Below are 26588 nucleotides of genomic sequence, written 5' to 3' on the forward strand. Positions count from 1 at the left end.
TACTCGGCAGTTGGTGTATCTTCGGCTTCCAATACCTCATCTACTTCTTCTGCGATTCTAGATACTGCAACTACGCGCTCTTTATCGTTGCGATCTACAGAGATCAGCCTGACACCCTTGGTGTTACGGCCGATTTCTGAGACATCGCCTGCCCGCATACGGATCAGGGTGCCGCCATCGGTGATGACCATGACGTTGTCGTTTGGCTTGACTTGAATCACGCCAGCGACGCGGCCGTTGCGGTCGTCTACCTTGATCGTGATAAGGCCGATGCCGCCTCTGGATTGGCAGCGGTATTCGGAGATATCTGTCCGTTTGCCGTAGCCGAATTCGGTGACGGTTAGCAGGCTGGCATCTTCAGCCAATACTTCCATGCTGACCACTTCATCGGCTCTGCGTAGGGAAATACCACGTACACCGGCTGCCTGGCGGCCCATCGGTCTGGCTTCGGTTTCTTCGAAGCGGATAGCCATGCCGTCCTTGGTGGACAACACCAAATGCTGGGTGCCGTTGGTGATTTTGACGCTGACCAATTCATCATTATCTTCGATGCCGCAGGCGATTAGGCCTGAGGTGCGAGGGTTGGAGTAGGCGAGCAGGTCGGTTTTTTTAATCTTGCCTTGCTTAGTCACTGTGACCACGAAACGCTCGTTTTCTACGGTTGGGAAGTGACGGACTGGCATGATGGTGCGGACTTTTTCGTCTTTGGCCAATTGGATCAAGTTAACGATCGGTCGACCTTTGGATTGCGGGCCGGCCATGGGCAGTTCGTGAACTTTAACCCAGAAAACGCGGCCCATATTGGTGAATGCTAGCAAGAAGGCGTGGGTTGACGCGGAGAAGGCATCTTCGATGAAGTCTTCGTCCTTGGCTGCCACGGCTTGCTTGCCTTTGCCGCCGCGCTTTTGAGAGCGATAGTTGGATAAAAGCGCGCGCTTGATATAGCCCTGATGGGAGATCGTGACGAGCATCTCTTCTTCGGGGATCAAGTCTTCGTCGGTCATGGGGCCAACACCACCGATCATGATGCTGCGTCTTGGGGTCGAGAACTGGGTCTTGATTTCGGTCAGTTCGTCTTTGATGACACCCATCAAGACTTTCAAGTTCGCTAGAATTTCTCTGAGTCTGGTCATCAACGTGAGCAGCTCTTCGCCTTCACCGGCGAGCTTGTCACGTTCCAGGCCTACCAATCTGGAGAGGCGCATTTCTAAAATTGCTGATGCTTGGGTTTCGTCCAACTGGGCAAAACCTTGATTTAGCCAGAAAGCGACTTGGTCGGTTGGAGATCCGGTAAACAGAGCGATCTTAGCGGCACCTGCGAATTTTTCAGCGCAGAGGTTTTTCTTCGCTTCTTCGGTGTTGCTGGATGAACGGATGATTTCGATGACACGGTCAATCGAATCCAAGGCAATTAATAGCGCTGCGATGATGTGGAAGCGTTTTTGAGCCTCTTCCAATTCAAACCGGCTGCGACGTGTTACGACTTCTCTTCTGAAGGCGATAAACTCTTCTAGAAGCGGTCTAAGACCCAAAGTCTTTGGCTGACCATGAACGATGGACAACATGTTGATGGGGTACGAGCTTTGCAGCGGGGTCAAATCATAAAGCTGATTTAAGATAACTTCGCCCATGGCATCTCGGCGCAAATCGATGGCGATCCGCATGCCATCGCGATCGGATTCGTCACGAATATCGGTAATGCCGTCAATGCGCTTATCGCGAACGAGTTCAGCGACGCGCTCAAGCAACCTGGCTTTATTTACCTGGAAGGGAATTTCGGAGATAACGACTTGTTGGCGTTTAGCTTTTTCGTTGTATTCGACGTTGGCTCTACCGCGCATAATCACCGAGCCGCGGCCGGTTTCAAGTGCCGATCGCGAGCCCGCAGTTCCGCAGATGAAACCACCGGTCGGAAAGTCTGGTCCTGGAACCATTTCGAATAGAGCGGCATTATCGATAACCGGGCCGTCTTCGAATTGCTCAGCAATTACAGCAAGCAAAGCGGTGACAATTTCGCCCAAGTTGTGTGGTGGGCACCTCGTTGCCATCGCAACAGCAATCCCTTCGGATCCGTTAACCAATAAGTTGGGAACTCTGGAGGGCAATACCAATGGCTCTTCAACAGTACCGTCAAAGTTGGGAATGAAATCTACGGTGTTTTTTTCGATATCGCGAAGAAGTTCTTCGGCGATTTTGGTTAAGCGCGCTTCGGTGTATCGATACGCAGCGGCCGGATCACCGTCGACACTACCGAAGTTTCCTTGGCCATCAACCAAGAGTTCACGCATGTTCCACGGCTGAGCCATACGAACCATCGCTTCATACACAGGCGCGTCACCATGGGGATGGTACTTTTTGAGTACTTCCCCGACAACCCCGGCAGATTTACTAAACTTTCTGGAAGACAGTAGGCCTTCCGAAAACATTGCATATAAAATACGTCGATGTACAGGCTTTAAACCATCTCTCACGTCGGGGAGAGCACGTCCAATAATGACGCTCATCGAATAGTCACGGAATGAGGTTCGCAGTTCTTCTGCAATACTGACCTGGGTAATGTCTGACATAGGGCCAGATGCTAGGATATATCTGCCTGAAAGACAATGCGCTATTCGATATAAGGGCAGCTTTTGCCTGGCACCCAAGACCAAAGATAATTGAGCCTATGCCCTATATCCAACTGATCGGCTAGTTCTACCATTTTTACTGCATAATAATTGTCCAATAAAATATCTTTGCCGCCGGTTCGAGCTGCAGAAGCAATGATTTCGGCGTCTTTCTTGCCTTTCGCAGTAAGATGTTCATAAGTTGGACCCAGTGGGTCTTGATAGACATGGTGATTTCGGCAGTAGATATTTTGCCTTAACCAGGCGGGGGTCAGATCTTTATATCGTTTGCCGATATCGCGCCTAAGTTGATGCAGGATCTTTGCCTGTTCTCGCTCGGAAGTATTAGTTTCCTGTAGGGCGATTTGCACCAGGGGAAGATACTTTTCGATTTCGCAAACATATTTTTTGCGTTTTACGCTGACCGAGTCGTTGGCCAAGGGTGGTTCGCACAAAGTCCAAGAAGCTGGTGTGCTGAGTACCGAAAAGTCTGCATGTGAACTTTCTTGTGCATAGCTTAAGAATATTAAAGTTAAGATGATTAATGCATTTTTCATATATTAATCATCTTACTGTAAAACGCCTAGAAAATCATTAATCCGATAGTGATAGCTAAAGTGGCAAAAACAGGCACTTTAACAATCCGAACATCGAACAACTTATACAGAATGTTCATAACTGCCAAAACGATCAAGGCAGGGTAACAAGCCACGATCACAGGAACGATTAAACTCATGATGTTGGCAAAGCCCAAGTTGGCCATCACGCAAGTAATGCCTGTGGTGATCATTAAAGCCGCCAAGTAGCTGATTCGGTCGCGAAACAGGTTTTTTTGCAGGTATTCAGCAAATACAGTGGTTAACGCCAATGCGGTTACCAAACAAGAAATCGCTACGGTAGCATTGGTCAACATGCCGCCATGTTTGCCTAAGATATAAGGCGCCAAAGCGTTCAGCAGCTCATAGCGGCCTACGTCAGCCACCGTTGGACCGTGAAATGCTGCGACCAAGCAAAAGCCTGCGTAGACCACACCGAGTAGCAGTGCACCCACCACGCCAGCTTTCAAGCCTTCCATGGCTAGCACTTTGTAATCAGCATCCGGGCCTAAGCCATTTTTAAGACTTCGCAAGATAAGACCAGCAAAGAAGATGGTACCAAGCAAATCCATGGTGCCATAACCTTCGATCACGCCTTTGAGTAAAGCATCTGTGGCTAGCATGTTCACTTCAGCAGGCGTTCCCTGCACCCAGAAAACACCAATGACAATAATAGAAAGCAGCAGCAGCAATTTAACCGGCCCCAAGAACTTCCCAATCAAATCAACCACTGAGTTTTGTCTCAGCGCAAAAAAGAAAACAATCAAAGCAGCCATCAAGCTGAAATAAAGCAGTGAAAAATCAGGGAAATACCATTTGGTCGCGGCAAAAGCCGTGTTCAAGCACCGAGGAATTGCGCCAAAAGGGCCAATCAACACCATGCAGACTGCAGCCAAAATCGCACCGGGCACTGCACCCACGCGGCCTAGAAATTTGCGATAATCACCATCATACAATACCGTGGAGACGAGCCCAAGCAGAGGAACCAAGACGGCTGTGAGGCAGAAACCTGCCAAGGCCCAACCTACGCTATTTCCTGCATCTCTTCCTAAGGCTAAAGGGAAGACCACATTGCCGGCTCCGAAAAGCATGGCAAACATCGCAACACCAGTCGATAATGTTCTAGACATAGCCGGTGAAATTACCAACCCGATCAAGGTTTGGCAATGGGTGTGCTATTTGGAGAGAGAGCTGAGTGCTGGTAGCTCTAAACCCTGAATATATTCGAGACTTGCACCACCACCGGTCGAAATTTGAATGCTTTCGCTATTGATTTTAGCTTTGGCAAGGGCCGCCAAAGTATCCCCGCCGCCAACCACACTCAAGGCGCTGCTTTCAGCGATGGCTTTAGCAATGCCCAACGTGCCCGCAAAGCCAGATTCCCATTCAAACACGCCCATAGGCCCGTTCCAAAAGATGGTTTTGGCAAAATGTATGGCTCTTTCGCATTCTGAAAGCGTTTTGGAGCCGATATCAATGCCAAACATGTCTTCTGGAATGGTTTGTTGAACCGGATGTGCAGTCGCATCTTCAGCAAATTCGTTGACGGCAATATGATCCACCGGCAAAATCACTTGAACGCCAAGGCTCGAAGCCTTTTGCAATATCATGGATGCGATTTGCAGCTTATCTTCTTCAAAGCGGCTCTTGCCAATGTCTTGGCCTTTGGCTTTCAAAAAGGTGTAAGCCATCGCGCCGCCGATAATCAAGGTGTCGATTTTATTAAGTAACTGCGTCAAAGCGCCGATTTTGTCGCCCACTTTAGCGCCGCCCAAAATGGCCACAAAAGGCTTTTGGGGGCTTCGCATTAAGTAGCTTAGCTGCTCGATTTCTTTTTGAAACTGAAAGCCGATGCACTTGATCGGTACAAAACGGGTGATGGCATCTACCGAAGCATGCGCGCGGTGAGCGGCCCCGAAAGCGTCATTCACATAAACGTCAATGCTTTGTGCCAGCAGTCTTGCGAAAGACTCGTCGTTCTTTTCTTCGCTGGAGTGGAAGCGTAAATTTTCCAGCATGAGCAAGCTGCCAGGCTTGAGCTCAGAAATCAGGCGTTTAATGCCATCACCAATGCAGTCATGAGCAAAGATGACTTCCCGATCCAGATAGCCTTGCAATCTGGCTGCCACCGGCTCCAATGAAAGTTCAGCCCGGGCTTTGCCTTTGGGTCTGCCCAGATGGCTGGCCACAACTAAACGAGCGCCTTTGCCGAGCAAGTAGGAAACCGTATCTAGGCTGGCCTTAACGCGTGAATCATCGGTGATATGACCATTTGCATCCATCGGGACATTAAGATCCAACCGGCAAAACACGCGTTTGCCGAGCCAGTCGATTTTAGGATCGTCAATTTGTGTCAGCACGCTTTTGCCAGAAGTGAAAGAAGATCGACGGCGCGATTACCAAAGCCCCATTCATTGTCGTACCAGGAAAGTATTTTGACCAAATTGCCGCCCATCACTTTGGTGCAGCCTGCATCAACGATCGAGGACTCTTTGGTCCCGTTCATATCAACCGAAACGACTGGATCTTCGGTGTAGCCGAGGATGCCTTTTAGGTAGGTGCGTGAAGCTTCTTGGAACTTCGCGTTAAGCTCTGCCGCGGAAGTATCCTTGGACAAAACCGCCACCAAATCGATGCAGCTGACATTCGGCGTTGGCACACGAATGGCCATGCCATCAAACTTGCCTTCGAGCTCTGGCAATACCAAGGCCACGGCTTTTGCGGCACCGGTGGTGGTTGGAATCATCGAAAGTGCCGCAGCACGAGCCCTGCGCTTGTCTTTGTGAGCCAAGTCCAAAATATGTTGGTCATTGGTATAGCTGTGGACGGTGGTGACCGAGGCTTTCTTAATGCCAAAATTGTCGTGTAAAATTTTTGCGATCGGTGCAATGCAATTGGTCGTGCAAGACGCAGTGGAGACAACCTGCATGTCAGGTGTGAACACTGAGTGGTTAACGCCGTAACAAATGGTTGCATCAGGTGCTTCACCGTGCGCAGGCGCGCTGATGAGCACTTTTTTGGCGCCAGCTTCTAAATGCAAAGCGGCTTTGTCACGGCTTAAGAAATGACCTGTGGACTCCAAAACGACATCGACGTTTAGAGACTTCCAAGGAAGCAAAGCGGGGTCTTTTTGATGCGTGACTTTGATAAAGCGATTGTTGACCGTCAGGCCTTCGGCTTCAACCTGAACTTTGCCATCAAAACGGCCATGCACTGAGTCGTATTTGAGCAGGTATGCCATGGTGTCTAGATCAGCTAGATCATTGATGGCGACCACCTGAAGGTCTTCGCGTTCTTGAATTATCCGCAAGGCCGCACGTCCGATGCGACCAAAGCCATTAATCGCTATGCGCTTCATACGATCGGATAGATGTTCGCGAAAACGCGCTCACCAGCGGAGCGTTCAAATTTAACCACACCATGAACCAAAGCGAACAATGTGTGATCGCGACCGCAACCAACATTCTTGCCAGGCTTAATGCGTGTACCACGTTGGCGAACGAGAATGTTGCCAGAAAGTACGGAAGTACCGTCTGATTTCTTCACGCCAAGGTATTTTGGGTTGGAATCACGACCGTTTCGAGTCGATCCTTGTCCTTTCTTATGAGCCACTTCGAACCTCGTTAATCAAAATTTCTACGTGATGTTGGCGATGGCCTTGGCTTTTTTGGTAGCCTTGACGACGCTTCTTCTTAAACACGATGACTTTTTTGTCTTTGCCTGTGCTCAAAACAGTTGCTTGAACGCTTGCATTGGAGATCATGGGAGTGCCTACTTGAATTTGCTCTCCACCGATCATGAGAACGCGATCAAAAGTGATCTTGTCCCCAATTTGGGTATCTCTCGAGAGATCAAGCTTTAGCTTTTCGCCAGCGGAAACGCGGTGCTGCTTTCCTGCGGCTTCAATAATGGCATAGGTCATGTTTGAATCCTTGTTTGCGGCATCTGACTGGATTTGAAGGCGCTTGTCAAGGCACGTCCGGCCAAGACCCCTAAGATTCCTAAAGAAATCCATTGTGAGGTGGATAGTCCTAGAGCCCAAATGCCGCGAGATTCATCGGCCCTTAAAAATTCCACGCCAAAACGCCAGAGACTATATCGAATAAGCAGGTCATCCAAACGGTCTATTTTGAAAAATAGCCAGAGCATGAACCCGCTTTCCATTAATTGCACTGGAATCTCTGCCAAGCCATAGCAGCACCCGGTCCAAAAACACCCCAGGCGTCCGATGCTTAAACCCAATGCCAGCGCTTTGGCTGTATAGTTAACATATCCTGGGTAAGCCAAAGCCACGAAAAGCGCGCCAACTAAACCCCCATAAAATACATAGCCAGGGTCGTTAAGCCTAAACGCATGCCAAGGGTCTGCTTGCATTAATTCCCATAAGCTTCGTATGAGCGTACCATCAGGTGCTATGTGCCCGGGCGCTTCAAAGAGAACGTGAAAGATCTTTGAGCCAAGGATGCTGCAAACCACAATCAGCAACAAGACCTTGGCGATTGCGAACATTGGCCGGTGGTCTTTGTAAGCAGCATAAGCGAACACGCAGGAGCCAGTAAAATAGGCTATAAATGTCATGAGAAAATAAATAGTCAAAGCCACTATTAAACCCATGGTAAGCTGAACCTATGCCCAAGCTCATGGAGTTGATTGGAACGGTTGTTAAAACCTCAGAGCAGGTCCTGCACCAAGACTTTATCGAGCGTTTTGCCAAAGCGAGCCTGGATTTTGATACTCAGACCCTGAGATATGCCGCTTTATCCGGCCTTGGCGATTACGAAGGCGCTCTGCATGCTTTGCACCTGACACCCAAGAATATTCTTCATACGCGTGAGACCATTTCTATTTTTAATGAACCGGTCTTAGAGCAAACGATGACCATAGAAACATTGATTAAAGATCTATACGAGCAACAAGCGGGTGAAAAGCCGATCGCCTTTGTGGTGATAAACGTTGCCGGCTCCCAAGGCTCCAAAGAAATCTTCTTAACCGAAAGAATCTGGGCGGTTTCGGGTGGTTTTTCCCGGAGCGCCACATGAGCCAAATTAAAGTAGGCGATTTGATTGCACCTCTGCTCAAATCAGCGATTACCAGGGTGCAGATCTCTCAATTTGCTGCGGCAACCGGTGATTTTAATCCTATGCACGTGGACGACACCATCGCACGTAGCAACGGCTACAGCGGCATTTGCGCGCATCCTCAGCTGGCGCTCGCGTACGTTGAACAAGCGCTGCTGCATCACTTGCCCGATTTTCAGATCAGCAAGATGACTGCCACTTTTCAAAAACTTATTTGGCCGGGCGATATGCTAACGGCCAAAGGTGTTGTTAGTAAAGAATACGAACAAGATGGCCAAAATAATTACGAGATAGATATCTGGGTGGAAAACCAAAATCACGATGTCATCCTAAAAGGCACCGTCACCGGCACTTTGTCATCGCACGCTTGACCCGGGTCCAGCCCCACGCACAACCCGCGCGTCATTGCGAGCGAAGCGAAGCAATCCATCCCCGTTCCCTCATCGTTCCCCCACCCCGCCCGGACCATCGGCACCCGCCGTTGGCGGCCTTGATTGTCCGGGCTGCTGGCAGGTTCGAACCCTGCGGGTCCTAGGTGTCCGTCAAACATCCGATGGTATTTTTGAAACTCGTTGGTACAAAGATGAGAACCTGGCACCTCTAAGTAAAGATGAGTGTCTGACGCCTTCGCCCGGCTCTTGACAAGATTTTCTTAAACAGGCAGATTCCGCAGCGGTGCGGGCTCGTAGCTCAATTGGTAGAGCAATGGACTCTTAATCCGGCGGTTGTAGGTTCAAGTCCCACCGGGCCCACCATTTTAACTTGAAATATTAGCAGCTTAAATAACATTTAATTCTAATTATATTTTATCTTCGAAACCAGGAGATAAAATATGGCAGTTTCGCTATTTAGCTTTTTGGCTTTGTTTGGGATGACGTCTGTAGCGTTTGGGCAACCCGAGGTTAAACCGGGCGTTGTGTTGCTTAAATGCAAAGAGTTTTACGAGCCCTGCGACCTTAGTGATTTAAATAAAACGGCAGGTATTTCTCGGATAAAACGTTTAGCCAAAACCTCACGTTTGCTGGCCGGCATATTAAGCGAAGGTGTTACCACTGATCAGGCAATTTCGACTTATGCTAAGGATCCACGCATTGATTATGTCGAGCCGAATTATTTGGTACGGGCTTTCGATCTCCCCAACGATCCATTCTTTAAATACCAATGGGGCCTGCACAACACCGGTCAAACCGGTGGTACGATTGATTCGGATATCAATGCACCGCTGGCTTGGGATTTAAGACCTAATGGACCAAATGTTGTCATTGGCGTCATTGATACAGGAGTGGATTATACACATCTCGATCTGGCCAACAATATGTGGACCAACTCTTTGGAGATTCCGGGGAATGGGATGGACGATGACGATAACGGTTATATCGATGATATTCACGGCATCAACGCCGCCACTGGCAAGGGCGATCCGATGGATGACAATCAGCATGGCACCCACGTAGCCGGCATTATTGCAGCAGAGGGAAATAACGGCCTGGGCGTATCCGGCGTTTTACAAAAGGCGAAAATTATTACTTGTAAGTGTTTGGATGAAAACGGCGTGGGCGACACAGCGAGCGCGATTGTATGCATGGACTATTTCGCGGCGCTGGCAGCACGTTCTAGAAACCCCGTTAAGATGGTGGCGACCAATAATTCCTGGGGGGGCGGTGGCATGTCTCGTGCTTTCACCGATGCCGTGCGTGACCATCAAAAACTTGGCATTTTGTTTGTTGCAGCCGCAGGTAATATTGGAGACAACAATGACGCAGTCGGGTCATTCCCCGCCAACATCGAGCTGAGTAACGTGATATCGGTTGCAGCTTCCGATGCGCAAGATCGCCTTGCGTCATTCTCTAACTATGGTCCCCATTCCGTACATGTGGCCGCTCCGGGCACAGACATATTAAGCACTATCCCCGGTCAAGTGTATGATTACCTAAGCGGTACTTCGATGGCGGCCCCGTTCGTCACGGGCGTCATTGGTAGCATTTTGGCAACGAATACAGACATGGACTGGGTCTCGATCAAAAACCTTATAATTGCCGGCGGCACACTCACCGAGGCTGCCACAGATGGGTTGATATCCGGTCGCCGCCTAAGGATGATAGACCAAGATGGCCGCGGCAGTTTGTCTTGTAATAATCAGGTGTTACGCCGCCGGATCCAGCCAAAATCCAGCACGTTAATTATGCGCGTTCGCCAAAAACTGCCACTGGCGATGCTGAAGATTAACTGCGCGAAAAGCTCTCAACCTGCGCTGAGTTTAATCAACACGCCCATTCAAGTGACTCATCTGGGCTTAAAAAAAGATGTCGGCGTGGACAACCTGCTTAACGATTTGGGCCAAAACGGCGACGAAGTAGCTTACGATGGCATCTTCTCGGGCGAATTTATCCCGGCCTTAGCCGGAACTTACCGTCTACTATTTCCGGGCGCGGACTCTGTTACTGTAACTGTATTGGAATAGGTAAGGCGCAAGTTGTCTTTTCGATGCATAAGTGATACACTTTAAGAATGGCCACTAGATACCCTAGGATTAATGCGACCTTTAAGCCAGAAACCGCTATTTTGTTGAGTGAATTGGCGGTTAAAGAAAACAAATCCGTTTCAAGCATTGTGCAAGAGCTAACTTTGGAGGCCTTGGAAAGGCGCGAAGATTTCCTCCTTTCTGCATTGGCTGACAAACTGGATTCCGCCGGGTCTAAAACCTATTCGCATGATGAAGCTTGGAAATGAGTTACCAGATTAGGTATCTCGGCGATGTTGTCAGTGAGCATATCCCTGCTTTGCCTGTCAATATTAAGGCATCTATTAAACGTGCGATTGAAGAACGTTTAACGATTGACCCGGTGGGGTTTGGGAAGCCTCTTCGTTATAGTTTGAAGGGCCACCGACGCTTGCGAGTCGGGGACTATCGGATTGTCTATCGGATCGAGCCTCGAAATCAGATGGTGATTATTGTGGCGATTAAGCATCGAAAAGATATTTATGAATGATCTGGAGATGTGAAAGCGCCCTCAAGGGTATTGTATTGGAATGCGCATATTTATTTTTTGTTTAATCTCTTCTTGTGTTTGGGGACAGCATTTACGGGTGGGGGTTGTTGGGCATGCGCCCTATGTCTTGCATGCGGAAAACGCCTTCGAAGGCGTTAGTTTAGATGTCTGGAAGATGATTGCTCGCAATCTTGGGCTTCAATATGACGCGAGGTATATTGCTCGGTTTGAGGATGCCGCCAGGCTTTTGCGAGAAGAAAGGCTCGATGTGTTGGTGGGGCCGATTGCGATCACTTCTTCTTTGGCGAAGAACGCACTTCTCACGCAACCTTATTATCGGGCTACTTTCGGCATGGCGGTGCCAGAGAATGATGTCACGCTTTTGGGACGGATTCGCCAAAAGCTTGGGCCGATCGCGGGATCTATTGCCTTGACGATGCTTTTGGTGCTGTTGGTGGCCTTTTTCGTCTGGCGTGCGGAGCGTCGGGTAAATGCCGAGCAGTTTTCTAAGGACCACGGCAAAGGGCTTGGGGATTCTATTTGGTTTACCGTGGTGACCATGATGGGGGTCGGTTATGGCGACAAGGTTCCCATTACGCGGGCAGGGCGCATACTATCCATGGGTTGGATGCTGGTAGGCATAGTTATGGCGTCTTCACTAACCGCGGGGATCACGACCTTCTTTACCGTGGCGAGCTTGCCGCATTTAAGTGCGGTGAGTCCTGCATCACTAAAAAATGCCCCGATTGCTGTAGCGAACAAAATTGGCGCCAAGTTGGTGGAAGAGCGTTTTGAGGCCGAACCTCTGATGGCGCCAGATTATGAACAAGCGTTTTCAAAGTTGGCCGACGGTTCGGTCAAGGCTGTGGTCGGAGACCGGGTGGAGCTGCTTTATTACTTGCGGCTCCACCCCAAGTCCAAAATCATTGTGACTGAGACCAACTACGAAGTGATGCACTATGGGTTTGCCTTTTCAAAAGCTGTGCGGTCTGAGTTTTCTCGGGTTAATGTTGAACTGTTAAAGTTGATCGAAGACGGCTCCATTCGCGAGATTTTTCTCGACTGGCGACGCGGAGCTGAGCAGGTTCCTATTTCTGTTCTTGTGCCGGCGACTGGCTCCAGTGATCACGTTCAAATAGAGCGCCTGAGTCGCAAGCAGCATTCATCACCGGGCGTGAGTAGCGGTTTTTGAGGTAGCAACGAGCGGTTGGTCCCTCATAATGCGGGTGCATGTAGGTATAGGTCATGCATCGGATATCGGCTTTGCAATAGTCACGACAATCATCGAGCGTTGAGTTCCATTTCATGTCGAATTTATAATAGCTATTGCCGGCTCTGTTCCAGCCAAGTTCTCTGGTGGATTCTTTCACGCCAGAAATGCAGCCTTCGGAGCTGAGTCTGTTAGGACCTGCCGATTTAAGCCAGCATTTGGCGTTGGTGCCTTGAAAGCCTGGTTTAACATAGGTGTACGCTTGGCAACGATCATCTTGCTCGCAGGCAGCTTGGCAAAAAACATAGTCGGGAGGGACGTCGAAGTTCGCGTAATCTGCGCCGGGTCTGTCCACATTTGCCTCTGCGCTGGTGCCTGAGGCGCTTAAAAGCGATGGGCAAAGAGTGATAAATAGTAGAAGATAGTTGAGTTTTTTCCGCATATTATTTATTACTCTGCGCTCTAAACATTTGGCCTCAGTCGAATGACGGATCTATTCATGTATCCAAATTATCGTTTTGCCTTGAAACTCAAGCGGCCTTTGAACTTAAAGCGTCGCCTCTTACATTCGAGTGATCCGTATCTATATAAAGGCGAGCTGGTGCAGGGGCGTTTTGGATTCGGAGAGGTGATTGATTCGCGAAAGTTGGCACAGGAGATTGCTGATTTTGATCCCAGTGGGTTTAATGTTCGGCACGATAAGATTCCAATCGCTGGGATGATTGATTTCACAGGGCAAAAAGCTGTTGCCGAGGCTCTGAATTTGACAGAGCAGGGATTTCAAACGCTGAAACTTAAAGTGGGCCGCTCGCCAGAGTTAGAGCTGGAAACGCTGCGTGAGATCAGTCAGCAAATAGACTCGAAGATTGCAATTCGCTTAGATGCCAATCGCCAATTTTCTTTGAGCGAAGCCATCGATTTTGCTAAACAGCTTGGGTTTTTAAACATCGATTACTTTGAAGAGCCATGCCAAAATCCCAAGGATATTCCGGCTTTTTATGCAGCTACCAGTATGCCTGTGGCGCTGGACGAATCGCTGGTAGAGTGGGCAGGTGGTGTGCCTGAATTGGCCGGCGTTAAAACTTACGCTCTAAAGCCGTTTTTAATGCCAGATTTGGCATCTGTTTTCGAATGCATCGATACAGCGCAGAGAAGGGGTATAGAAGTCGCAATCTGCTCCGCCTTCGAAAGCGGCTATTCCCTAAGCTGGCTCGCCTTGCTGGCTAGCAGCTGTAATCAAAACCCGGTGGCCGCCGGCCTTTCAACCTATCGTTGGTTTGAAGAAGATTTAATCGACCCGCCTTTTAAAGCCGAAGACGGGTGGGTTAATTTACTGCTGCATCAAAAATGCTTCGATAAACGGTTGGATTTCTCCGTCTAAAACGGCGTCCACATTGCCGGCTTCGTGTGCGGTTCTTAAATCTTTGGCGATGCGGTATGGTGCTAGCACGTAGTTTCTGATCTGTGATCCGAAGGAAGCTTCGCGTTTTTCGGCTTCGGCTTTGTCTTTTTCGACAAGCCGTTTTTTCATTTCTAAATCATACAAGCGAGATCTCAAAAGCTTCATCGCAGTCGATTTGTTTTTCTGTTGGCTTCTCTCCGCTTGACAGGCCACCGCCAAACCAGTTGGAATATGAGTTAACCTGACCGCGCTGTCGGTTTTGTTGACGTGCTGGCCACCCGCGCCGCCGGCTCGGTAGGTGTCTACTCGGAGGTCTTCGGGTTTGATGTCCACTTCGAAGGAGTCGTCGATTTCGGGAATCGCCCAGACGGCAGCGAAAGACGTGTGTCTGCGGGCGTTGGAATCGAAGGGAGATATACGGACTAGGCGGTGAACGCCGATTTCGGCTTTTAAATAGCCATAGGCGTGCTCGCCGCTGACCAAGATGGTGGCGCTTTTGATGCCAGCTTCTTCGCCGGGGGCTAGGTCCATCAGCTCGACTTGATAGCCTCGGCGTTCGGCGTAGCGGGTGTACATGCGTAGCAGCATTTCGGCGAAGTCTTGTGAATCGACACCGCCTTGGCCGGCGTTGACGCTTAAGATAGCATTGTTGGTGTCGTTCGGACCGGACAGCATGCGCTGGATTTCTAGGTTGTGAACAGTCGCTTCTAGGCTTTGGTATTCGGGCTCAAGTTGTTTGAGCTCTTCATCGTTGCCGCCTGCGAGTTCGATGAACTCAGCGCAGTCTAAGATAGCTTGTTTGGTTGCTTGAAAGCGTGAGACTTCTCTTTCTAATTGAGATTTTTCTTTTTGCGTCAGGCCAGATTTTTTTTGATCAGACCAAAAGTCGGGAGCCTCGGCAAGTTTGTCGAGCTCGGCGATTCGTGCCTGTTTTTTGGTCATGTCGAACGCTTTTTCTAAGGCTTCGATGCGTTCTTGGAGCCGGTGGATATCCATAAGGGAATGCGAGTCTATCATTAAAACGTTCGGAGAAAAAGCACTCTCCTTATGCCCGTTTTTCCTGTTCGACTAAATCCCCTCCTAGCGCATGCTCAGCCCGCTGAAAGGCCGGTGCCCGTTGTTCATGGCAATGTTTTTGAGGAAGAGCCTAGAAATCGGTTAGAGCTACCGAAAACGCCTCGCCGGCTCGATCATGTCAGCGCTTTGGAAGAGAAATTTTTTAAAACAGGGGTTCGTTTTTTACAGGACCGGCAATACGCGCAGGCTGTTTTGGAGTTTATCAAACTGGCTGAACGCTCATTGGCGCTAAAGCAGCTGCATAAAGCGCAACGCGTGGAAGACCCAAGAGTGGACACCATGATTTCTCTTGGCATTGATTATGCTCAATCGGTGTATCGATTTGCCTCCTATGAACTTTCACCAGGTAGTTTTGATGCGGATAAATCGCTGATCGCTCGACTCAATGCAGCGCTCGCTTGGCCAGAGACCACGCCGCCCAATGAAAAGTTGCCTCAGGTAAGCAAGCTTTTAAATTCTTATCCTGCTTTTTCGGAGATGGGCGATACGTGGAGACTGAATGAATACACCGAGCTGGTGATGAAACATCTGGGCATTTCTTATCAAGAAGCAACGGCGCTGGTGATTGAGAGAGAATTGCAGATCGTATGGATGGGAGAAGCGATTAGAAGAGATTCCGTGCAGATTTTGAGGGATTTGGTAGCACGGGGTTTTGACGTCAATCGTCCGAGTTCAGCGGTTGTGACGCCACTTGTCGCCGCGGCCAAACTTGGCTCGCTTGAGGTTATCGGGGAATTGTTGAGAATGGGCGCCAAGATGGGCACGGCGTTGTTTGAGGCCATCAAGGCTGGGCATCACGAGGTGGCGGCTGAGCTCGCACGCCAGGGCGCCTGTATTTTTATTAATGTGCCCAAAAACACACCAGACAGCGTTGTCGCAAGCGTCCATCGAGGTTTTACAGACCGGCTGCACTTACATCCGGAAGAGGCAGCGTTGTTTTTTGCAAAGGTTGACCACACTCAGATCAAGGCATCTTCACCGCTGGATGGCCTGCCGGTCAGCATCCCCAAAGTTAAAAAGACGTTTTTCGAGCGGCTTCGTTCTAAGCCAGAGCTGTCCCTACGTAAATCGGTGTTGGCCTGTTTTCGGGAAGTTTTCAAAATGGACGAGACTTTCCTTATTTCTGAAGAGCGCGCCGTGCCTTTTACGGCTGCACAAATCGAATCACACCTGGATGGTTTACTCGAAAATGTTGAGACCGAACGAGAGAAAATGGCAGGCGTTCCCAAGTGTAAAGAGGAGCGAACGCAATTTTACGCCACCTTGCGCGCCATGTTGACCCATATTCATGCCAAACTGAAAGATAAAAATGTCTCGCTTGCCGATAAACGAACCGTGCTGGTTACACTAGCTCAAGGGGGCATGCACTGCGGCACACGACAATTTTACGAAACCAAAACAGCCCTAGGTATTCTGTTTCCATCGAGAGAAAATACCACCGAGGCGCAAGGCAAAATACTAAAAGAATTGGAGAGTTTGCGGCACGCCATTTTGATCGAAATATCCTCGCAGTTTAGAAGTATCAACGCACATTCATTTGGCCATTTGGTTCATACCATCGGCAAAGAAGTTGGCGTGTCCAACATGGAGTTCACCTATACCGATCCGTTGGTTGGCAATGCCACGACCAAAGAGGAACTGTTGAAACAATTCTATGATCAGTACACACCCAGTCGAATTTGGCAGCATTTAAGCAAAATGCCCGCAGCCGACTTGGCGAGTTTATTGGCCGAAGCAAGACCTCCAGGGTGCAATGAAAACGAGTTCTACGATTTAACGCTGCAGGAAGACGGAACTTTGCAGCCAGCTGCCGTCATAGTGCTGATGTTTTGCTTAGGCATTATTGTGCCATGCTCCACTCGTGTCGACCGCGGAGATTTCAGCATGTTGGGGCTTCATGCTGAGCACCCTCCAGAGCTTATGTTTAGCCTTGGTAAATTGCTTAAAGACAAGCCTGCATTCGCTCCCTATGAACGCCATTGGCAACCTGAGACTTCGAGTTATCCGGGCGCTTTTAACGATTATGAAGTTCAGCGCGCGACAGAAGTTTTGGCTGAGCTTAAGCTGCTTAACGAGCAAAAATTAGATTTGGCAGCCAAAGCGCTTAAACAGAGTCAAACTTTCTATCGTGATACCAAACGTGCTTTGAGCGATGAGCAGGCTAAATCCCTCGCCCGGCATGTTATTTTTTTCGACGATCTGTAAAAACGCGAAGGCCAATGAGCAGGCCTAGAATAATAAACAAGCTGTCTTTGGTATATGCCGATTCATCGAATGCTTTTTTATCGCCTGCAAAATATCCGTGTGAAGTCAAAATAATCGCGAGGCCGATCAAGGCCATTGCCCATTGCCCTTTGGTACTAGGTCTTCGGGAAATTATCAGGCCTATGAGCAAAATGGCCAAACAGCTGAGCGGAAAAATATCGCCCACTTGCTGATAAATGGTGATTTCTTTGGAAAGCGGCACTTCGGCTAGTACCAGCGCTTCCTCATATAAATTGGTCGGCTGGTGAATAAACCCTCGGGAGTCCACCCACGCCGATACGCCCGTGTTGGTCGCTCTAGCATAACTTCGCCCAACTTCTACCGAGCGCATCTGATACATGCCCAGATGCTGGTAAGGCCCAGCTGACACCCCATACCAAGCATCGTTGGTGACGTTGATTAATAGCTCAGCGCCTTCAGCAACGAAAGCACGGCCAATCACCGGAAACACGCCTTCGTAACAAATGGTTACCGCTAAGGGAATGCCATCTGCCATTACCGTTTTAAAACCACCCGAGCGCGCAAAGCTGCCTAAATTGGGCACGATTTTTTCGACCACGTAACCAAAGGGCCAAGGCACGTACTCGCCAAAGGGAACCAAGTAATTTTTATCGAAGCGCCCTAAAATCGTACCGCTTTGATCGAGCACGTAAGCGGTGTTGTAGAAATCCCGCTGGGCATCAGTGCCCAGGGCGCTGATGATATTCACCGGCGCGAGCGTACCTAGGTTATTCAAAATCGGCCGCTGCATGTCTAATCGATAAGGATAAGAAGATTCAGGCCAAATGACGATTTGCGCGCCGAGCGAGACAGCCTTGTTTTGCAGGTTGCTGTAGCGCTCCAAGATTTCATCGCCATACTGCGGCGCGTGATTTTTGATGCCTTGCTCGATATTGCCTTGCAGCAAAGCAACCTTGACGTTTTTTTGGGTCTCAGGTTGGTATGACCAAAGCCTTGAGAGGCCATAGGCCACCAACGCCACGCTGACAAACAATGCCCCCCAGCACATTTTTCGGCGCACGATAACAGAAGCGATGCCTGCATTCACGAGCCCGACATAAAACACCAGGCCAAAAACGCCGCCAACCGACGCGCCTTGCAATAATACCGGCACACTCAGCAGTGAATACGCAGATGCCCCCCAGGGAAACGATCCGATAAAGCCATAATCTCTCAGGTATTCAGTGACGCACAAAGTCACGGGAAACAGAGCAAAATAAGACCACCCAAGTCGAATACTCAAGTATCGCGCCAAAGCCGCAGCCCCCGCCAAGTAGCAGGCAATCAGCATGGTCAATAAAAAGAGCGCAAACCAACTCACCACCCAAGGCAGATGAGCAAACACATTCATGGTGATGGTTAGCCAATAGAGTGTGGCTAAGTACTGAGCAACGGTCGCGGCAAAGACGAGTTTAAAAACTTTGCCCGGAGGGAGGCGATGCGTGGCTAAGATCAGAGGCACGTAGCCAACCAGTACTAAAAATCCCAGCGGGGTCAGTTGGCTTAGAGCCATCAATAGGCTGGAAAGCAGTGCCAAAATCATTACAAAACAGGCTCGAAAACGCAGATGGTATTACGGCAACCCAAGGCGCGTTGCCATTTATCATCGCTTAAGTTTTTCACTTGAATCGATGCCAGCGGTTTATCTTCCACGAATGCATCAAAGCGCCCGGCATCGGATTCAAGCTTGGCCTGAAGCACTAAGTTCTTACTTTTGCACGGTGCCTGAATTTGCTGAACCAGTTTTAAGATGCCGTCGATTTTTTTAAATTCGGAGACCGCACAGGTACCGTCCGCAAAGGCGAGCACGCCTAATACTCTCGAAGCATCGGTAGTAACATAAAATACGCCGCCAGCTGCAGGCTCTGGTTCACCACCCAGGCGTTCACGAGCCATGTGGTGAACTTTAGATGCGCTCATCGGTAATTTGTATTTTTCCAAGGAAATCTTGGCAGACCATGGGCCGGGAGAAGGCACATCTTGCTCGATTAAAAGCGAGATATCGCGCCTGAAATGGCCGGCGTTGCCTTGCTTGGCTAAATACTTAATCTCTTTGGTGTAGGTTTCCCAAACGGGCGATTCGCTCTTCCAGTGCTTTTTGAGCGCCTCAAATTCGGTGCCAGTATAAATACCTTCTGCGCCCTTTTGAGAAATCACGACTTCGAGCGGATTTCTCTTAGCCAACATGATGCCTAAAATCAGGCCGGCCGCTAAAGCGATCGCGCCGAAGGAAAATCCAGGTCGTCTTACCCAAGGGGGTACGGTGGCCCACTGGGTTGGGTTTTCGGTTTGCTCTTGCCTTGGCGAATAATAGATTCTTTCAAAAGTAGAATTCTCGGGCGCTTCGTAGTTGGCCAAGTCCTTCTCCAGACTATCTAAAGCCAGGCTGAACTCTTCGGCACTTTGGTATCTTTTTTCTGGCTCTCTGGACAGCGCTTTGGATAAAGCGGCGTCAAGAGTCATTGGTGCGGGATATTGTCGTTCGGACGGCAACGCAAATCGTCCCAGAGGTAGATCGCCCAAGATGCATTCGTAGAACATCACGCCCACCGAGTATAGGTCGGAACGTTGGTCGACGCGTTTGGCATCAATATGCTGTTCCGGCGCCATGTAATTCACGGTCCCCATGGTCACGCGGCTGCGGGTTAAGTTAGGATGCGGGTTTGTGGCTTCGTTGAGGAGCCCGGCCAGGCCGAAGTCTACCAACACGACGCGTTCAGTGCCTTGCTCGACCAAAACGTTCTCTGGTTTTAAATCGCGATGGATAATGCCGCGGTCATGTGCCGCTTTCAGGCCTCGCAGGATTTGCCGCATATAACCGATGGTCTGTTGCAGCGTCAGCGGGCCATTTTTCAGGCAGCGCCGAAGCGTGGTACCTTCCACATATTCCATGCAAAAGTAGTGAACTTTGGAGGCATTGCCCACGTCATAAATTGCAACGACATTGGGATGTCGTAGGGAGCTTAAGGCGGCAGATTCGCGTTCGAAGCGAGCCACTAAATCGGCCCGAGATGACATCTCGGAGGATAAGATTTTGACGGCTGCTTGTCGTCCGGATGCAATATGCTTAGCGCTGTAAACCGAGCCCATGGCGCCTTTGCCGATTAGGTCGATTAGGTCGTATCCAGGTATGCCGGGCAGGGGGCCATTGCTGGCGGGTTTTAGTACTTCGGGTTTTGAAACATTGCCAGAATTCGAGCTGGAGTCTTTGGAAACCGCGTAACGTTTTGCCAAAGCTGGGTGAATGCCCACGCTTTTTTTGGCTTTGCCAAGGAAATTGGTATCCGCCCAGGTGCCGCAAACTTCGCAGCGCCCAGATGTCAGTTCTGCTTGGCAGTGGCTGCAGGTCAAATTATCTTCTGACATATCTCACTTGCTGAGGCATCGGCTCCAAATGGAATTGATACCATTCTTGACCATACCCAGTCATTTTCATTTTTTTATTATTTTGTAAGTTATTTAAGTTTGCGATGAGATTTTTATCTGAATCGCCGAGCTTTTTTTGACCGGTTGCTAAAATATCAATGGCCTTAGAGTTGTGACCCAGTTTCCAATGGCAATAGGCCCATAGGCTCCAGAGCAAGCCTTGTTTAGCCGAATATCTGGTGGCGGATTCAAACACTTTGTCCATCTTGGTATAATCTTTATTTTTATACGCTAAAATGGCCAACATGGCGCGAGCGCTCCAATGTTTAGCGAATGATTTTTGCAGAAAAGGTCGTGCGCGTCCAAAATCTTGGCGCATAAAATATAAGCTACCGATTTGGCCATCTATGGCGCTGGCGGTAAAAAATTGCCAATTGCCGTAACGTTTTTTGACGTCTTGAAGCAGGGCAATGCCGCGATCGATGCGACCTTTTTGGATCTCTGACACAGCTGCCATCATCTCAGCTTGGGCTCCCAGTGCGATTTTTCGTGCAGCAAAAAAATAGACAACCAGTGTCACGATGACCGCTGGAATAATGGCCGCAATAAAACTGAAGCTGGACCAAATCAAGCCGAAAACGACTAGCCCTGAGAGCAAAGCTAAACTGAGAAGAATCATGGAACTTTAGTACCAATTTGCTTGAAAAATGCCAGACTTTTTAAGGGTGTTTGTTTATGTTGTTTTAAATGCCAGGCGAAAATATCAGCCATTTTACGCGGGTCTGTCTCGTGTGCAACTTCTTCGCTCAAAAGCCCGCAGATTTCTAACAGCTTAAATTCAAAGTGACGAATATCTTTAGTCGTAATTTCGGTGGTGGCAGCTAGGTTCAAAAAGGCATCTAGAGTTTCAAAAATCAGCGGCGCTAGGTCGTGCTCAGGAACAAAAATCTCTGTGATTTCACAGGCATAAGCTGACAGCGAAAAGCTGCGTAGGTTGCTGGCGAGTGTGCTGGTGTAAGACCCTAAATCAAGCTCAGAAAGAGTCGACAGCCCAGCGCCTTCTTTTAATTTAAAAGCCGCCCGCCCGCGCGCAGGGGTTTGGATCATGCTCCCCCGCCTTTTGGAAGGCTTCAGGCCACCCCGGCAAAACAGGCTTAATCTACCATGCTCACGAGTTAGCACCCGCGCAATGCAATCGGCCTCGCCATAGCGCACCAGGGAGGTGATAATGATGTCATCAAAGTTCACTGTAATCGAGCTCTTTGCCAAATGTATCAGCTAAATAGGCCAAAGAAAATAGGCTGCAAACCAATACAATTGTTCCGATAATCAGCGCGCTCTGTGGCAATGTGAAAAAGCTTCCATGAAGCGCCTGAAGCCCAGAAGTTAACAAAACCACCGACGCTCGCATAAAGTTTGTCACGGTAATAACCGCCGTGGCCCTAATATTCGTGCCAAAATTTTCGGCCACCATGGTGACATATACCGACCAATAGCCCGCGCCGAAAAAGCCGATGGCGCAGCAAAGCGCATAAAATTCAAACGCGGTCAAAAAATGAGAATTTAAGTAAAACGTCACTAAAAAAGCGTTGATGATCAAAAAGAGCCCGATAATGCCCCGTCGAGATTTGGTAATATGGCTTAAGGACCCGCTGACCATATCACCAGCGGCGCATCCAATGTAACAATACATGATGGCTTTGCCTGCTGAGATGCCTAAGTTGGTGCCCAGTGCCTGACGCAATTCCGGAGCAAGAGCCATTAAGATGCCTACGCAATACCAAACTGGCACGCCGACCAAAATACAAGCCAAATAGCGCATAAACGTTTGCCGCGAACGCAATAACAGCAAAACCCGACCCCGATCTTTGGCCGGCGAAGCTTCAAAAAGTTTGGATTCAAGCACGTTGAATCGCAAAAGCAGCAACAATAGCCCCATGCTGCCGCCAACAATGTAGGCGAGCTGCCAATGAAAGTAATCACCGACCAAGCTGGCGGCGACAGCGCCGAGCAGACCAAAGCTGGTTAACAAGGTGGTCCACAAGGTGCGACGATTTGCAGAAGCGGTTTCGCTGATCAGGGTAACCGCGGCGCCGACTTCACCCGAAAGCCCAAAGCCCGCAACAAATCTTAAAATGGCATAAGTGTTCAAGGTGCTGACGAAAGCATTGCCGATATTGGCGAGCGAGTAGATCAGAATGGACGCCATCATGACCCATGTTCGGCCTTTTTTATCCCCGGCGATGCCCCAAAACAGGCCCCCAAACAGCATTCCGGCCATCTGAGCGTTCATTAACAGAATGCCGGAATCCAAAATCTGATTTTCTGAAATACCAATGGCTCGGAGACTTTCAATGCGCACGACACCAAAGAGAATTAGGTCGTAAACATCTACGAAATAGCCCAAGGCAGCCACCACGAAAGTGAGCAGAAATGATTTCATTGGGCCTTTGTGTAGCTTTTCCAGCAGGATTAACCAAGGCATCCCTTTCGTTCAATTAATATGGCTCGCTTCTTTATCTTGGTTTTATTGTTGGCAACTGAACTTGCTTCTGTGAGCCGAATTCCGAAACCCGGTGTGATTGTATCCCTGCCTGCGGAGGTTCAGCCGAGCAAGCAGCCGCTTGTCACCATAGAAGCAGAGGACGAGTTGGTCGTAACCGATGATGAGCAACAGGCAGTTGTGACCGAAGATGCCATTGCTCCTACCGAGCTTGCGGTGGAGCCTAAACCGCCTGAAAGTTTAGGCTGCGTTTGTTCACAGGTCAGACGGTAGTTTTTCGGGCTTATTGAGTCTGGTTCTGATTTTTTCGATGTGCGTATCGATTTCCGCTTCCATGCTGGTTAGCTTGGTGGCTAAGTGCTCTTTAAATTCTTTGGTAAAAATCGGAGAAGCGTCAACTTGGCCAAATCTTTTGCGCAAACTTGCTTTGAAGGCTACGAGCCTTTTGTCCATCTCTTTGGCGATTTGTTCGGAAAGTTCAGGCTTTGAGTCTTTGACCTTGGCGTCGTATTCGGCGATCAGAACTTCCAACAGATTTTTTGAGTTGGCCAAAAACTCGAGTGATTTTTCTTCGAATTTTTTCAGCGCTTCCTCGAAAAAGCCAAAACTGGGAACGGCAAGTCCCAACATAAAACTCCACGCTAGCATTGTACGCAACATAGGCAGGTATCTCCTTTGCTATTCTTAACAATGCGTCAGTGGAAAACTTTCCTCGGCCCATGATAATCTTGAGACTATGCTAAAAAATATTTTAATTTTGTGCGCTTTTTTAGCTAATGGATATATTCAGGCGGCCGTCGTAGGTTTTAATAGTATATTGTATAAATTTAAAGGCGCTCAAGTTGGCTTTTTAGCGATGTCGTCTAAAAGTCACCAGATCATTGCGGAACATAACCCAAACATGTTGCTGAACCCTGCTAGCAATGTGAAACTGGTTACTACACTGGCGGCTTTGGAGCTGCTTCACCCTGAGTATAGGTTTAAAACTGACTACTATGCGACAGGCCCGGTTGAACACGGGGTGTTGAATGGCAATTTGGTAATTAAGGGTTATGGCGATCCGAGCATCAGCAATGAGCGCCTGCAATCTGTTATCAGGCGTCTGAAACTTGTAGGCGTCGAATCGATCAGAGGCGAGCTTATTTTAGACGACAGTTTTTTCGGGGGCGAAGGGAATCCACCTGGCTGGGCGAGCGAGCAATATAGCCAAAAAATCTACACCGCCCCCATTGGCGCATTGTCGCTTAATCACAACACGGTTTCCGTGTTTATCAGGCCTGCAGAGGTAGGAGAGCCTGCGATTGTGGTGACTGACCCGCCGGTAGATTATTTTAAAACCAAAGGGTTTATCAAAACCACCGCCAAAGGCAGACGACCCATCGTTGGCTCTAAAGACGATGGTTTACGCACGGAAATCATCTTGAACGGCGGTATCGCTGTAGGCTCCAGGCCGCTGGTTGTTCGGAAAAAGGTTTATCAACCTTCTCGCTATTTTGCTTCCGTATTTAAGTACTTTTTGAGACAAGAGGGTATTGCGCTTTTAGGCGAGCAATATGGCGCTGGCTCCAGGCGCCTGATTTTGACAGACACTTCACCGATGCTTTCGCAGCTAGTGGCGGAAACGAATAAGAGCTCGAGTAATTTTTTGGCAGAGATGCTCGTGAAGGCCATTGCTGGTCAAGTGAGTGAACCTGCCAGATTTGCAGTTGGGATTGAGCAGATTACCAAATTTCTGGAGCAGAAAGTTGGCTTTAAAAAGGGCAGTTTTATCTTGTCCAATGGCTCTGGGCTGGGCACCACCAACCGTTTCACAGCCAGGCAGTTCGTGAAATTGCTCGAGTACGCACAAAAAAACTTTGAACTTTCGTCTGAATTCATGGCCTCGTTGGGCGTTGCGGGCACGCAGGGGACTTTGTCTAGGCGCATGAGGCAGGAGCCGACCTTAAGAAGTTTACGCGCAAAAACGGGAACTTTGAGGGATGTTAGCTCTCTGTCTGGCTATGTGGAAACGCGCGGCGATGATCCAGTGATATTCTCCATCTTGGTGCAGGGCAAACCAAGGGTACTTTGCAGAGCCAGATGGTTTGAAGATCGTATTGGCAATTACTTGGCAAACTTACATACAGATGTTGAGCCTTGTATTTCGATTGAAGAAGATACCATCCCGGACGATGAAGCGATTGAAGAGGAGATGGATAATTTAGTAGGAGGATGATTTGAAAATTGCTGCCTTATCCGTTTTCTTTGCGCTTGGCGTCCTTGCTCAAAGTGTGAGCTTGTCTGATGAGCCAGCGGAGATCGAACAATCCGCGCCCTCCACAGATGTGGCACTTTCCTCCGATTTTGATATTTTCCCCAGGCCACAGATTTTGCTTCCGAATATCGCCTTCTGGAGACGAGTCTACGGTGAGTTGACCAGCAATCAGATTATCTTTTCAGACGCCGAAGATCTGTCTTTGGTTTATCGGGTTATGACAGTGCCTGGTTCTGGCAGAACCAGAGAACAAGCGATTAAGCAGGCAAAGGCGGAGATTGCTACCGTTTTAAAAGAACTGGATGCTTGTGAGCCTGACTCTAGAGACGGCCTGCCCGGGTTGGCGGGGGAGATTTACGAAGCCCTCAAAGACAACCCTCGGGAGGATAAATTTCGAAGATGGGATTTTATTAGGGCGCAAACTGGCCTCAAAAATCAGTTTAGGGAAGGCTATATGCGCTCTGGAGCTCACGAAAATGAGATCAGATCCAGGCTTCGCAGGGCCGGTCTGCCGGAAGAATTAATCGGTATTGTATTTGTGGAGAGCTTATTTCACCCAAAGTCGAAGTCCAGTGTAGGCGCCACGGGTATTTGGCAGTTTATGAGGCGCACAGCTTTTGAATACATGCGTGTTAATCGTTTGGTGGATGAGCGGCTTGACCCGATTGTGTCTACTGAAGCCGCTATTCGTTATATCCAGTCAGCAAAGTCCAGCCTGGTTGAGTGGCCGCTGATTATTACATCCTATAATTATGGCCGAGGCGGCATGGCCAAGGCTGCCCAAATGGTTGGCTCTAGAGATTTTGAAGTGATTCTGAAAAATTATCAAAATCCGCGCTTTGGTTTTGCGGCCCGCAATTATTATGCCGAGTTTTTGGCGGCGGTTGATGTTTACAGGCAGGCTAAACAGATCTTTCCAGATGCTCAGCCGATCACGCATTGGGCCTACGATGTGATTCAGTTGCCTAAGGCGGTATCTGTCACGGATTTACTTTCCACGAGAGCGGTTGAGGCTGTTTGGCTTAAAACCTATAATCCAGCTTTAACTTCTTTTGCACATAGAGGCAGAGAAATCTTGCCCAAAGGCTTTACGCTGCGGGTGCCATCGGCGGATCGCAAACGTTTGGAGGCTCGCTTGGCATTTTTGCCGGAGCGCAAGACCCGAAAATCCCGAAAAAGAGCCCGGCTCAGCACATGCCACTTTACACAATTGCCTACAGCAACCATTATGACCGACTAAT

General features: G+C 49.1%; 27 protein-coding genes and 1 tRNA gene. 12 read left to right on the top strand and 16 right to left on the bottom strand.

Features of this window, described 5'->3' with window-relative positions; translation table 11 throughout:
• The 8 genes from gyrA to V4534_06900 form a co-directional block, all read right to left on the bottom strand.
• Nucleotides 1-2567: DNA gyrase subunit A (gene gyrA / locus V4534_06865; GenBank protein ID MES2504581.1), on the bottom strand; the 2567-nt coding region annotated here is incomplete at its 3' end.
• A 41-nt stretch (nucleotides 2568-2608) separates the two neighbouring features.
• Nucleotides 2609-3163 carry a hypothetical protein gene (locus V4534_06870; protein MES2504582.1) on the bottom strand — a complete coding sequence of 185 codons (555 nt, stop codon included), beginning with the start codon at nucleotides 3161-3163 and terminating at the stop codon, nucleotides 2609-2611.
• 26 nt (nucleotides 3164-3189) lie between these two features.
• Complete coding sequence (gene brnQ / locus V4534_06875) at nucleotides 3190-4332, bottom strand: branched-chain amino acid transport system II carrier protein (protein MES2504583.1); 1143 nt, start codon at nucleotides 4330-4332, stop codon at nucleotides 3190-3192.
• A gap of 45 nt (nucleotides 4333-4377) precedes the next feature.
• Nucleotides 4378-5559, bottom strand: coding sequence for a phosphoglycerate kinase (locus tag V4534_06880; protein MES2504584.1), 1182 nt, complete (start codon nucleotides 5557-5559; stop codon nucleotides 4378-4380).
• Nucleotides 5556-6560, bottom strand: a complete 1005-nt coding sequence (gap, locus tag V4534_06885; protein ID MES2504585.1) for a type I glyceraldehyde-3-phosphate dehydrogenase — start codon at nucleotides 6558-6560, stop codon at nucleotides 5556-5558. The genes V4534_06880 and gap overlap by 4 nt, the downstream gene beginning before the upstream one ends.
• Nucleotides 6557-6814 (bottom strand): 50S ribosomal protein L27, encoded by a 258-nt coding sequence (gene rpmA / locus V4534_06890; protein ID MES2504586.1) that lies wholly within the window; start codon nucleotides 6812-6814, stop codon nucleotides 6557-6559. The genes gap and rpmA overlap by 4 nt, the downstream gene beginning before the upstream one ends.
• Nucleotides 6804-7124: a 50S ribosomal protein L21 gene (rplU, locus tag V4534_06895; protein MES2504587.1), complete on the bottom strand. Its 321-nt coding sequence runs from the start codon at nucleotides 7122-7124 to the stop codon at nucleotides 6804-6806. Before rplU ends, rpmA begins: the two co-directional genes overlap by 11 nt.
• Nucleotides 7121-7816 carry a prolipoprotein diacylglyceryl transferase family protein gene (locus V4534_06900; protein ID MES2504588.1) on the bottom strand — a complete coding sequence of 232 codons (696 nt, stop codon included), beginning with the start codon at nucleotides 7814-7816 and terminating at the stop codon, nucleotides 7121-7123. The genes rplU and V4534_06900 overlap by 4 nt, the downstream gene beginning before the upstream one ends.
• Before the next feature lie 14 nt (nucleotides 7817-7830).
• Between V4534_06900 and V4534_06905 the strand changes: the two genes are divergently transcribed.
• The 7 genes from V4534_06905 (at nucleotide 7831) to V4534_06935 (ending at nucleotide 12462) form a co-directional block, all read left to right on the top strand.
• Entirely contained in the window at nucleotides 7831-8241 is a 411-nt protein-coding gene (locus V4534_06905) for a hypothetical protein (GenBank protein ID MES2504589.1), read from the top strand.
• Nucleotides 8238-8651 (top strand): MaoC/PaaZ C-terminal domain-containing protein, encoded by a 414-nt coding sequence (locus V4534_06910; GenBank protein ID MES2504590.1) that lies wholly within the window; start codon nucleotides 8238-8240, stop codon nucleotides 8649-8651. The genes V4534_06905 and V4534_06910 overlap by 4 nt, the downstream gene beginning before the upstream one ends.
• Nucleotides 8652-8959: 308 nt before the next feature.
• A tRNA-Lys gene (locus tag V4534_06915) sits at nucleotides 8960-9035 on the top strand.
• Nucleotides 9036-9112: 77 nt separating this feature from the next.
• Nucleotides 9113-10741 carry a S8 family serine peptidase gene (locus V4534_06920; protein ID MES2504591.1) on the top strand — a complete coding sequence of 543 codons (1629 nt, stop codon included), beginning with the start codon at nucleotides 9113-9115 and terminating at the stop codon, nucleotides 10739-10741.
• 47 nt (nucleotides 10742-10788) lie between these two features.
• Nucleotides 10789-11010, top strand: coding sequence for a hypothetical protein (locus tag V4534_06925; protein MES2504592.1), 222 nt, complete (start codon nucleotides 10789-10791; stop codon nucleotides 11008-11010).
• Nucleotides 11007-11270, top strand: coding sequence for a type II toxin-antitoxin system RelE/ParE family toxin (locus tag V4534_06930; GenBank protein ID MES2504593.1), 264 nt, complete (start codon nucleotides 11007-11009; stop codon nucleotides 11268-11270). Before V4534_06925 ends, V4534_06930 begins: the two co-directional genes overlap by 4 nt.
• A 40-nt stretch (nucleotides 11271-11310) precedes the next feature.
• Entirely contained in the window at nucleotides 11311-12462 is a 1152-nt protein-coding gene (locus V4534_06935) for a transporter substrate-binding domain-containing protein (GenBank protein ID MES2504594.1), read from the top strand.
• Here V4534_06935 and V4534_06940 read toward each other — a convergent pair.
• The gene (locus V4534_06940) at nucleotides 12359-12922 is read right to left on the bottom strand and encodes a PAN domain-containing protein (protein MES2504595.1); all 564 of its coding nucleotides are present in this window, start codon (nucleotides 12920-12922) and stop codon (nucleotides 12359-12361) included. The two genes, V4534_06935 and V4534_06940, sit on opposite strands and share 104 nt — an antisense overlap.
• A gap of 57 nt (nucleotides 12923-12979) precedes the next feature.
• Here V4534_06940 and V4534_06945 point away from each other — a divergent pair, with 57 nt between their 5' ends.
• Nucleotides 12980-13861 (top strand): enolase C-terminal domain-like protein, encoded by an 882-nt coding sequence (locus tag V4534_06945; protein MES2504596.1) that lies wholly within the window; start codon nucleotides 12980-12982, stop codon nucleotides 13859-13861.
• Here V4534_06945 and prfB read toward each other — a convergent pair.
• Entirely contained in the window at nucleotides 13811-14899 is a 1089-nt protein-coding gene (gene prfB, locus V4534_06950) for a peptide chain release factor 2 (protein MES2504597.1), read from the bottom strand. The two genes, V4534_06945 and prfB, sit on opposite strands and share 51 nt — an antisense overlap.
• Nucleotides 14900-14929: 30 nt before the next feature.
• On the opposite strand from prfB, the gene V4534_06955 reads away from it, so the two are divergent.
• Nucleotides 14930-17164: an ankyrin repeat domain-containing protein gene (locus V4534_06955; protein MES2504598.1), complete on the top strand. Its 2235-nt coding sequence runs from the start codon at nucleotides 14930-14932 to the stop codon at nucleotides 17162-17164.
• On the opposite strand, the gene lnt is transcribed toward V4534_06955, so the two are convergent.
• The 5 genes from lnt to V4534_06980 are packed head-to-tail and all read right to left on the bottom strand — an operon-like array spanning nucleotide 17142 to nucleotide 23033.
• Nucleotides 17142-18767 (bottom strand): apolipoprotein N-acyltransferase, encoded by a 1626-nt coding sequence (gene lnt / locus V4534_06960; GenBank protein ID MES2504599.1) that lies wholly within the window; start codon nucleotides 18765-18767, stop codon nucleotides 17142-17144. The two genes, V4534_06955 and lnt, sit on opposite strands and share 23 nt — an antisense overlap.
• Nucleotides 18767-20590: a serine/threonine-protein kinase gene (locus V4534_06965; GenBank protein MES2504600.1), complete on the bottom strand. Its 1824-nt coding sequence runs from the start codon at nucleotides 20588-20590 to the stop codon at nucleotides 18767-18769. Before V4534_06965 ends, lnt begins: the two co-directional genes overlap by 1 nt.
• Entirely contained in the window at nucleotides 20577-21269 is a 693-nt protein-coding gene (locus tag V4534_06970; protein ID MES2504601.1) for a hypothetical protein, read from the bottom strand. Before V4534_06970 ends, V4534_06965 begins: the two co-directional genes overlap by 14 nt.
• Nucleotides 21266-21838 (bottom strand): DNA repair protein RecO, encoded by a 573-nt coding sequence (recO, locus tag V4534_06975; GenBank protein ID MES2504602.1) that lies wholly within the window; start codon nucleotides 21836-21838, stop codon nucleotides 21266-21268. The genes V4534_06970 and recO overlap by 4 nt, the downstream gene beginning before the upstream one ends.
• Nucleotides 21828-23033: an MFS transporter gene (locus tag V4534_06980; protein ID MES2504603.1), complete on the bottom strand. Its 1206-nt coding sequence runs from the start codon at nucleotides 23031-23033 to the stop codon at nucleotides 21828-21830. The genes recO and V4534_06980 overlap by 11 nt, the downstream gene beginning before the upstream one ends.
• A gap of 60 nt (nucleotides 23034-23093) precedes the next feature.
• Here V4534_06980 and V4534_06985 point away from each other — a divergent pair, with 60 nt between their 5' ends.
• The gene (locus V4534_06985; protein MES2504604.1) at nucleotides 23094-23366 is read left to right on the top strand and encodes a hypothetical protein; all 273 of its coding nucleotides are present in this window, start codon (nucleotides 23094-23096) and stop codon (nucleotides 23364-23366) included.
• Here V4534_06985 and V4534_06990 read toward each other — a convergent pair.
• The gene (locus V4534_06990) at nucleotides 23349-23753 is read right to left on the bottom strand and encodes a hypothetical protein (GenBank protein ID MES2504605.1); all 405 of its coding nucleotides are present in this window, start codon (nucleotides 23751-23753) and stop codon (nucleotides 23349-23351) included. The genes V4534_06985 and V4534_06990 overlap by 18 nt on opposite strands.
• Before the next feature lie 76 nt (nucleotides 23754-23829).
• Between V4534_06990 and dacB the strand changes: the two genes are divergently transcribed.
• Nucleotides 23830-25308, top strand: coding sequence for a D-alanyl-D-alanine carboxypeptidase/D-alanyl-D-alanine-endopeptidase (gene dacB / locus V4534_06995; GenBank protein ID MES2504606.1), 1479 nt, complete (start codon nucleotides 23830-23832; stop codon nucleotides 25306-25308).
• A 1-nt stretch (nucleotide 25309) separates the two neighbouring features.
• The gene (locus V4534_07000) at nucleotides 25310-26587 is read left to right on the top strand and encodes a lytic transglycosylase domain-containing protein (GenBank protein MES2504607.1); all 1278 of its coding nucleotides are present in this window, start codon (nucleotides 25310-25312) and stop codon (nucleotides 26585-26587) included.
• Nucleotide 26588: the final 1 nt, after the last annotated feature.

The sequence above is a fragment of the Myxococcota bacterium genome (assembly GCA_040387835.1).
GTDB lineage: Bacteria > Myxococcota > UBA727 > UBA727 > JABDBI01 > JAZKCZ01.

Excerpts from the sequence above, each read along its gene's own strand:
- V4534_06870 (MES2504582.1), bottom strand. The coding sequence starts at position 3,163 with ATGAAAAATGCATTAATCATCTTAACTTTAATATTCTTAAGCTATGCA.
- brnQ (MES2504583.1), bottom strand. The coding sequence starts at position 4,332 with ATGTCTAGAACATTATCGACTGGTGTTGCGATGTTTGCCATGCTTTTC.
- gap (MES2504585.1), bottom strand. The coding sequence starts at position 6,560 with ATGAAGCGCATAGCGATTAATGGCTTTGGTCGCATCGGACGTGCGGCC.
- rplU (MES2504587.1), bottom strand. The coding sequence starts at position 7,124 with ATGACCTATGCCATTATTGAAGCCGCAGGAAAGCAGCACCGCGTTTCC.
- V4534_06900 (MES2504588.1), bottom strand. The coding sequence starts at position 7,816 with ATGGGTTTAATAGTGGCTTTGACTATTTATTTTCTCATGACATTTATA.
- V4534_06905 (MES2504589.1), top strand. The coding sequence starts at position 7,831 with ATGCCCAAGCTCATGGAGTTGATTGGAACGGTTGTTAAAACCTCAGAG.
- V4534_06910 (MES2504590.1), top strand. The coding sequence starts at position 8,238 with ATGAGCCAAATTAAAGTAGGCGATTTGATTGCACCTCTGCTCAAATCA.
- V4534_06920 (MES2504591.1), top strand. The coding sequence starts at position 9,113 with ATGGCAGTTTCGCTATTTAGCTTTTTGGCTTTGTTTGGGATGACGTCT.
- V4534_06925 (MES2504592.1), top strand. The coding sequence starts at position 10,789 with ATGGCCACTAGATACCCTAGGATTAATGCGACCTTTAAGCCAGAAACC.
- V4534_06930 (MES2504593.1), top strand. The coding sequence starts at position 11,007 with ATGAGTTACCAGATTAGGTATCTCGGCGATGTTGTCAGTGAGCATATC.
- V4534_06935 (MES2504594.1), top strand. The coding sequence starts at position 11,311 with ATGCGCATATTTATTTTTTGTTTAATCTCTTCTTGTGTTTGGGGACAG.
- V4534_06940 (MES2504595.1), bottom strand. The coding sequence starts at position 12,922 with ATGCGGAAAAAACTCAACTATCTTCTACTATTTATCACTCTTTGCCCA.
- V4534_06945 (MES2504596.1), top strand. The coding sequence starts at position 12,980 with ATGTATCCAAATTATCGTTTTGCCTTGAAACTCAAGCGGCCTTTGAAC.
- prfB (MES2504597.1), bottom strand. The coding sequence starts at position 14,899 with ATGATAGACTCGCATTCCCTTATGGATATCCACCGGCTCCAAGAACGC.
- V4534_06955 (MES2504598.1), top strand. The coding sequence starts at position 14,930 with ATGCCCGTTTTTCCTGTTCGACTAAATCCCCTCCTAGCGCATGCTCAG.
- lnt (MES2504599.1), bottom strand. The coding sequence starts at position 18,767 with ATGATTTTGGCACTGCTTTCCAGCCTATTGATGGCTCTAAGCCAACTG.
- V4534_06965 (MES2504600.1), bottom strand. The coding sequence starts at position 20,590 with ATGTCAGAAGATAATTTGACCTGCAGCCACTGCCAAGCAGAACTGACA.
- V4534_06970 (MES2504601.1), bottom strand. The coding sequence starts at position 21,269 with ATGATTCTTCTCAGTTTAGCTTTGCTCTCAGGGCTAGTCGTTTTCGGC.
- V4534_06980 (MES2504603.1), bottom strand. The coding sequence starts at position 23,033 with ATGAAATCATTTCTGCTCACTTTCGTGGTGGCTGCCTTGGGCTATTTC.
- V4534_06985 (MES2504604.1), top strand. The coding sequence starts at position 23,094 with ATGGCTCGCTTCTTTATCTTGGTTTTATTGTTGGCAACTGAACTTGCT.
- V4534_06990 (MES2504605.1), bottom strand. The coding sequence starts at position 23,753 with ATGTTGCGTACAATGCTAGCGTGGAGTTTTATGTTGGGACTTGCCGTT.
- dacB (MES2504606.1), top strand. The coding sequence starts at position 23,830 with ATGCTAAAAAATATTTTAATTTTGTGCGCTTTTTTAGCTAATGGATAT.